Below are 7,057 nucleotides of genomic sequence, written 5' to 3' on the forward strand. Positions count from 1 at the left end.
ACCGGACATATACGCAAACGAAACGGTAGGCTCTTCTCGAAATTGTTTCGAGAGGGATGACGGAAAAGAAGGGGAGGTACGCTATGACCACTAAAGTTATCAAAGGCGGCACCGTCTGTACTGCAGACCGCACGTGGAAAGCCGACGTGCTGATCGAAGGCGAAGTGATCAAGCAGATTGGCGAAGATCTGAAGGGCGATGACTATATCGACGCCGAGGGCGCCTATGTGATCCCCGGCGGCATCGACCCGCACACCCATCTGGAAATGCCCTTCATGGGCACCACGGCGGCCGAGACGTTCGAGAGCGGCACTTGGGCGGCGGCTGTCGGCGGCACCACCATGGTGGTCGATTTCTGCCTGCCGGGCGAGGACGGCTCGATCAAGAATGCGATCAACGAATGGCACCGCAAATCGGCGCCGCAGATCTGTTCGGACGTCGGTTATCACATGGCGATCACCGGCTGGAACCAGCAGGTGTTCGAGGAAATGAAAGACGCCGTCGACATGGGCGTCAACTCGTTCAAGCATTTCATGGCCTACAAGGGCGCGCTGATGATCGAGGATGACGAGATGTTCGCTTCGTTCAAGCGCTGCAAGGAGTTGGGCGCGCTGCCGATGGTGCATGCCGAGAATGGCGACCTGGTGGCGGATATGCAGGCGCAGATGCTGGAGCAGGGCATTACCGGGCCCGAGGGCCATGCCTATTCGCGCCCGCCCGAGTTCGAGGGCGAGGCCGCCAATCGCGCCATCACCATCGCCGATGCCGCCGGGGTGCCGCTTTATATCGTGCATGTCTCCTGCGAGCAGGCCCATGAAGCGATCCGCCGGGCACGCCAGAAGGGCATGCGGGTTTACGGCGAGCCGCTGATCCAGTTCCTGACCCTGGACGAAAGCGAGTATTTCAAGGGCGACTGGATGCATTCGGCGCGCCGGGTGATGTCACCGCCCTTCCGCAACAAGGAACACCAGCAAAGCCTCTGGGCCGGGTTGCAGGCGGGCAGCCTGCAGGTGGTGGCCACCGACCACGCGGCCTTTACCAGCGACCAGAAGCTGATGGGCAGGGACAATTTCTGTCTCATCCCCAACGGTTCGAACGGGCTCGAGGAACGGCTGGCGGTGCTGTGGACCGAAGGCGTGGAAACCGGGCGCCTGACGCCCAACGAGTTTGTCGCCGCGACCTCGACCAATGTGGCCAAGATCCTCAACATCTATCCCAAGAAAGGCGCCATCGTCGAAGGGGCGGATGCCGATATCGTGGTCTGGGATCCGAAGATCTCCAAGACCATCAGCCAGGCCAACCACCATTCAGTCCTGGATTACAACGTCTTCGAAGGCTTCGACGTCAAGGCGCAGGCGCGCTACACACTGAGCCGGGGCGAGGTGATCTGGGCCTGGGGGCAGAACTCGCAGCCGCAGCCCGGACGCGGGCGCTTCGTGCCGCGCCCCGCCTTCCCCAGCGCCAGCCTGGCGCTCAGCAAATGGAAGGAACTGACCGCGCCTAAACAGATCAGTCGCGATCCGATGAACATCCCCGCGGGGATTTGATGGAACCCGCCCCGGGGATGTCCCCGGGGCTGATGCAGCAGGTTCCGGTGCCGGGGCGCCGGGACAGGGAAAATGGGCAGCGCATGAGCCACCAAACAGTAATCCAAGCGAAGAACCTGTCGCTGACCTTTCAGACCAACGACGGGCCCGTCCATGCGTTGAAGGACGTCAGTCTCGAGATCGAAAAAGGAGATTTCGTCAGCTTCATCGGCCCGTCGGGCTGCGGCAAGACCACATTTCTGCGGGTCATGGCCGATCTCGAGAAACCCACCGCCGGCGAAATTACCGTCAACGGCGTGTCACCCGAAGAGGCGCGCAGGGCGCGCGCCTATGGCTATGTGTTCCAGCACGCCGGCCTCTACCCGTGGCGCACCATCGGCGGCAATATCCGCCTGCCGCTGGAAATCATGGGCGTCGACCGCGCGACCCAGGACAAGAGCGTGCGCGAGGTGCTGGAACTGGTGCATCTCGACGGTTTCGAGAAGAAATTCCCCTGGCAGCTGTCGGGCGGCATGCAGCAACGGGCCTCGATCGCCCGCGCCCTGGCGTTTCAGGCCGACATCCTGCTGATGGATGAACCCTTCGGGGCGCTCGACGAGATCGTGCGCGACCACCTCAACGAACAGCTGCTGGAACTCTGGGCACGCACCAACAAGACCATCGGCTTCGTCACCCATTCGATCCCCGAGGCGGTCTACCTGTCGACCAGGATCGTGGTCATGAGCCCGCGCCCGGGTCGCATCACCGATGTCATCGAAAGCACCCTGCCCAAAGAGCGCCCGCTGGACATCCGCGACAGCGAGGAATTCATCAAGATCGCGCATCGGGTGCGCGACGGGTTGAGAGCGGGACATGCGGATGACTGAGCCAGCCGCATATCCCGCCGGCGCCGCCCTTGTCCAGGGTAAGCGACCTTTCACCGTTCACGGTCATCGGCTCTCCAGCCTGTACCGTGCCGCCAGACTCGCAGCAAAACCTTTCATTGTTCTTAAAATACTCGAAAACTCCATCGCCGCCTCCGGCCGCGCCGTCGACAAGATGAGTATTTGGCGAACAGTGAAACAAGGAGCACGGACATGATGCGCAGCCTGTTTCCGGTTTTGACGGTGGTGATCGGCATTTTCGTGCTGTGGTATGCCGGTTCCGTGGCGCTGAACACGCCATGGGCGCTGGACAAGGCCAAGCGGGCTGGGCTGGAGCTGACCACCGCCGAGATCATCGCCGATACGATGAACCAGCAGAAGCCGAAGCTGCCGCCGCCGCATCAGGTGGGGCAGGAGATCTGGAAGACCACCGGCGCCATGGTGGTGCGCGGCAAGGCGTTTTCGAAACGCTCGCTGATCTATCACAGCTGGATCACGCTGAGTTCGACCCTGCAGGGTTTCGTTCTGGGCACGCTGCTGGGGATCTCGCTGGCGGTGGGCATCGTCTACAACCGCACCATGGACCGCAGCATCATGCCCTGGGTGATCGCCAGCCAGACGATCCCGATCCTGGCCATCGCGCCGATGATCATCGTGGTGCTGAACGCGATCGGCATCTCGGGTCTGGTGCCCAAGGCGGTGATCTCGATGTACCTGTCCTTCTTCCCGGTGGTGGTGGGCATGGTCAAGGGGCTGCGCAGCCCGGATCACATGCAGCTCGACCAGATGAAGACCTGGAATGCCAGCGCCGGCCAGCAGTTCTGGAAGCTGCGCCTGCCGTCCTCGATGCCCTATCTCTTCACCTCGCTGAAAATCGCCATGGCGGCCTCGCTGGTCGGCGCCATCGTCGGCGAGCTGCCGACCGGGGCGGTGGCGGGCCTCGGCGCGCGGCTGCTCGGGGGCAGCTATTATGGTCAGACGATCCAGATCTGGAGCGCGCTTTTGACCGCGGCGGCGCTGGCGGCGGCGCTGGTGGGGATCATCGGTCTGATCCAGACCCGGGTTCTGAAACGCATGGGGATGGCACGATGAGCTGGATTTTCGCAGGGCTTTTCGCCTGGCTCCTGGGCTGGGGTATCAATGTCTGGCTGTCGAACCGGCCGCGCACCCGGCTGACCGGCATCGCGGTGCCGCTGATCTTCGGGCTGACGCTGGTGGCGATCTGGGAATGCGTGGTGCAGGGCTTCAGTATCAATGCGGTGCTGCTGCCGCCGCCGTCGATGATCGCCGTTCGCTTTGCCACCTCGCTGGACATCCTGTGGCAGGATTTCGTCCAGACCGTCATCAAGGGCGCGCTGAGCGGCTATGTCATCGGCTGCGGCTCGGCCTTCCTGATCGCGGTGCTGATCGACCGGTTCCCGTTCCTGCAAAGGGGGCTGCTGCCGGTGGGCAATTTCGTGGCCGCCCTGCCGATCATCGGCATGGCGCCGATCCTGGTGATGTGGTTCGGTTTCGACTGGCAGTCCAAGGCCGCCGTGGTGGTGGTGATGGTGTTCTTCCCGATGCTGGTCAACACCGTGCAGGGGCTGCAGGCCACGGATCACATGCAGCGCGACCTGATGCGCACCTATGCCGCCTCTTATCCGCAGACGCTGCTCAAGCTGCGGCTTCCGGCGGCCATGCCCTTCATCTTCAACGGGCTGAAGATTTCGACAACACTGGCGCTGATCGGTGCTATCGTGGCCGAATTCTTCGGCTCCCCCATCAAGGGCATGGGGTTCCGCATTTCGACCGAGGTCGGACGGCTGGCACTGGATATGGTCTGGGCAGAGATCGTGGTTGCCGCCATCGTCGGTTCCGCATTCTATGGCGGGGTGGCGCTGTTGGAGAAAACGGTGACCTTCTGGCACCCGTCGCAACGAGGCTGAGTGACAACAAGGACAAACCACACCGGCCATAACCGAAGACCAACAAGGAGAGTAAGACATGAAGACATTGATCAAGACACTGGGGGCCGCGGCCCTGGGGCTGGCGGCCTCGATGGCGCAGGCCGCCGATGACGTGACCCTGCAGTTGAAGTGGGTCACACAGGCGCAGTTCGCCGGCTATTACGTGGCCCTCGACAAGGGGTTCTATGCCGATGAAGGTCTGAACGTGACCATCAAGCCGGGTGGCCCCGACATCGCACCGGCGCAGGTGATCGCCGGCGGTGGCGCCGATGTGGTGCTGGACTGGATGCCCTCGGCTCTGGCCAGCCGCGAAAAGGGTCTGGCGCTGGTCAATATTGCCCAGCCGTTCAAATCCTCGGGCATGATGCTGACCTGCCGCAAGGATGCCGGCGTGTCGAGCCCGGCCGATTTCGCCGGCAAGACGCTGGGGGTCTGGTTCTTCGGCAATGAATACCCGTTCCTGAGCTGGATGAACAAGCTGGGCCTGGCCACCGACGGTTCCGACGGGGGTGTCACGGTGCTGAAACAGGGTTTCAACGTCGACCCGATCCTGCAGGGTCAGGCGGCCTGCGTGTCGACCATGACCTATAACGAGTACTGGCAGATCATCGACGCCGGCCTCAGCCCCGACGACCTGGTGGTGTTCAAATACGAGGACCAGGGCGTCGCGACGCTCGAGGATGGCATGTATGTGCTCGAGGACAACCTTGCCGACCCGGCCTTCGAGGACAAGATGGTGCGTTTCGTGCGGGCCTCGATGAAGGGCTGGAAATGGGCCGAGGAAAACCCCGACGAGGCGGCGATGATCGTGCTCGACAATGATGCTTCGGGCGCCCAGACCGAAGAGCACCAGAAACGCATGATGGGCGAGATCGCCAAGCTGACCGCCGGTTCCAACGGCGCGCTGGACCCGGCCGATTTCGACCGTACGGTCTCGAGCCTGATGTCGGGCGGGTCCGATCCGGTCATCACCCAGAAACCGATGGGCGCATGGACTCATGCGATCACCGACAAGGCCCTGAACTAGGGGTCTCACCACGGGGAGCGTGGGGAAAGGGTCAGGGGCACCCCCTGACCCTTTTTTGCTGCCCGGGTCTTTTCACGGGCGCCGAAACCCTTATGTATTCCGAAACCGATATGTAATTGGGGGTATCTCATGGCTGGCAAGAAACTGACCTGTCTCGACTGTGGCCAGGTCAATCGCATCCCGTCCGAGAAACTGGGCGCTGGTCCCAAATGCGGCACCTGCGGGGCGCGGCTGTTGTCGGGCAAGGTGGCCGAGGTCGATCTGGCGACGCTGGAAAAGGCGGCGCGCAACGACGACCTGCCGCTGGTGGTCGACTTCTGGGCGCCGTGGTGCGGCCCCTGCCGCCAGATGGCGCCGCAATTCGCGCAGGCGGCCGGAGACCTTGGCGGGCAGGCGCGGCTGGTCAAGCTCAACACCGAGGACCACCCGCAGGCCGGGGCGAAATACGGCATTCGCGGCATTCCGACCATGGCGGCCTTTGCCGGCGGGCGCGAAAGGGCGCGCCAGTCGGGGGCCCTGCCAAGCGCGGCGATCGTCCAATGGGTGCGGCAGAGTCTCGCTTAGCGGCGGAAGCGGTTCAGCACATAGCGCGGCAGGCGTTTCAGCACGCTGAGCGCCAGTTCGGGGTATTCCACTTCGCCGGCCAACAGCCGCATGTATTGCATGCGCACCGTGCCCGAGCGCCGGAAGGTGCCGGTAAAGGCCTTTTCCCAGCGCGGGGCGAAGATGATGCGGCGCAGGTTGCGGGCGATCCGCAGCGACCGGTGCAGGTCTTTCAGGGCCTTTTGGTAACGGTCAAGCGCCCCCGCAGGAGCGCCGGCGGCCAGAGCCTCGAGCGCGGCCTGGGCGGCGAGCTGGCCGCTTTTCATGGCAAAGGCGATCCCCTCGCCGGTGATCGGGTCGACAAGCCCGGCCGCGTCCCCCGCCAGCAGCAGGTTGCCGCGCCCCGGTGATTTGCGGAAATCCCCGAACGGCAGGTAATGGCCCTTGAACCTGTAATCCTCGGCGGGCAGGCCCAACCGGTTCAGATATCCGGTGAACTGGCCCTTCATGTCCGGGTTCGGGTCGAGCAGCCCGCCGATGCCGATCGTGGTCGAGGCGGTCTTGGGGAAATGCCAGCCATAGCCCCATTTCGCGGCGGCAAAGTCGATCCGCAGCGGCGACTGCGCGGTCGGCTGAATACCTGCCGGGGCCTCGATCTCGAGCCCGAAGCCGATCCTGCGCTTGTCGAAAGGGGCGCCGAAAACATGGCGTGCGGCGATCGAATTGACCCCGTCGGCGCCAATCAGGACCTGGGCTGACAGGGTTTCGCCGTCGCGGAAGGTGACGCCGGTGTCGTCCAGCGATGCCACCGGGCGGCCGGTGAAATCCGCCGCCCCGGCCTCGAGCGCGTGGCGATAGAGCCGGTTGTCGAGATCGCGCCGCATGGTCAGGTGCAGCGGCGGGATGCCCGTCAGCCGGGCAAGGCAGGCGCCGTCGTGCCAGAACTCGATCTCTTCGCGGGTGACCACGTCGGCCAGGTCGAACTCGCGCCCGAAGATCTCGCGGTAATAGCTGCGGCTGCGTTCGGTGAACAGGCCGCCGCACAGCTTGTCGCGCGGAAAGCGCGCCTTGTCGACAAGCGCAACCCGCGCCCCATGCCGCGCGGCCCAGCAGGCCGCGGCGCTGCCG

7 protein-coding genes are annotated in these 7,057 nt (G+C 63.9%); 6 read left to right on the top strand and 1 reads right to left on the bottom strand.

Translation table 11 applies throughout. The features are described from left to right. The first annotated feature begins 83 nt into the window (after positions 1–83). From hydA to trxC, 6 genes are all read left to right on the top strand, one after another. Complete coding sequence (gene hydA / locus ABZD10_RS12200; protein WP_372886834.1) at positions 84–1,547, top strand: dihydropyrimidinase; 1,464 nt, start codon at positions 84–86, stop codon at positions 1,545–1,547. An 83-nt stretch (positions 1,548–1,630) separates the two neighbouring features. Beyond that, on the top strand, positions 1,631–2,413 hold the full coding sequence (locus ABZD10_RS12205) for an ABC transporter ATP-binding protein (RefSeq protein ID WP_372886835.1): 783 nt from the start codon (positions 1,631–1,633) through the stop codon (positions 2,411–2,413). A 210-nt stretch (positions 2,414–2,623) separates the two neighbouring features. After that, the gene (locus tag ABZD10_RS12210; protein WP_372886836.1) at positions 2,624–3,502 is read left to right on the top strand and encodes an ABC transporter permease; all 879 of its coding nucleotides are present in this window, start codon (positions 2,624–2,626) and stop codon (positions 3,500–3,502) included. Continuing rightward, the gene (locus tag ABZD10_RS12215; RefSeq protein WP_372886838.1) at positions 3,499–4,338 is read left to right on the top strand and encodes an ABC transporter permease; all 840 of its coding nucleotides are present in this window, start codon (positions 3,499–3,501) and stop codon (positions 4,336–4,338) included. Before ABZD10_RS12210 ends, ABZD10_RS12215 begins: the two co-directional genes overlap by 4 nt. A 58-nt stretch (positions 4,339–4,396) precedes the next feature. Continuing rightward, complete coding sequence (locus ABZD10_RS12220; RefSeq protein WP_372886840.1) at positions 4,397–5,386, top strand: ABC transporter substrate-binding protein; 990 nt, start codon at positions 4,397–4,399, stop codon at positions 5,384–5,386. A 129-nt stretch (positions 5,387–5,515) separates the two neighbouring features. Continuing rightward, a complete protein-coding gene (trxC, locus tag ABZD10_RS12225; RefSeq protein WP_372886841.1) occupies positions 5,516–5,950 on the top strand; it encodes a thioredoxin TrxC in 435 nt (144 codons plus the stop codon). On the opposite strand, the gene ABZD10_RS12230 is transcribed toward trxC, so the two are convergent. Further along, the coding region (locus ABZD10_RS12230) for a geranylgeranyl reductase family protein (protein ID WP_372886842.1) at positions 5,947–7,057 on the bottom strand (1,111 nt) is incomplete at its 5' end. The two genes, trxC and ABZD10_RS12230, sit on opposite strands and share 4 nt — an antisense overlap.

The organism is Shimia sp., assembly GCF_041624275.1.
Classification (GTDB): Bacteria; Pseudomonadota; Alphaproteobacteria; order Rhodobacterales; family Rhodobacteraceae; genus Shimia.

Bases quoted from the DNA above. Each gene is read 5' to 3' on its own strand.
- ABZD10_RS12210 (WP_372886836.1), top strand. From the start codon at position 2,624: ATGATGCGCAGCCTGTTTCCGGTTTTGACGGTGGTGATCGGCATTTTC.
- ABZD10_RS12215 (WP_372886838.1), top strand. From the start codon at position 3,499: ATGAGCTGGATTTTCGCAGGGCTTTTCGCCTGGCTCCTGGGCTGGGGT.
- trxC (WP_372886841.1), top strand. From the start codon at position 5,516: ATGGCTGGCAAGAAACTGACCTGTCTCGACTGTGGCCAGGTCAATCGC.
- hydA (WP_372886834.1), top strand. From the start codon at position 84: ATGACCACTAAAGTTATCAAAGGCGGCACCGTCTGTACTGCAGACCGC.
- ABZD10_RS12220 (WP_372886840.1), top strand. From the start codon at position 4,397: ATGAAGACATTGATCAAGACACTGGGGGCCGCGGCCCTGGGGCTGGCG.
- ABZD10_RS12205 (WP_372886835.1), top strand. From the start codon at position 1,631: ATGAGCCACCAAACAGTAATCCAAGCGAAGAACCTGTCGCTGACCTTT.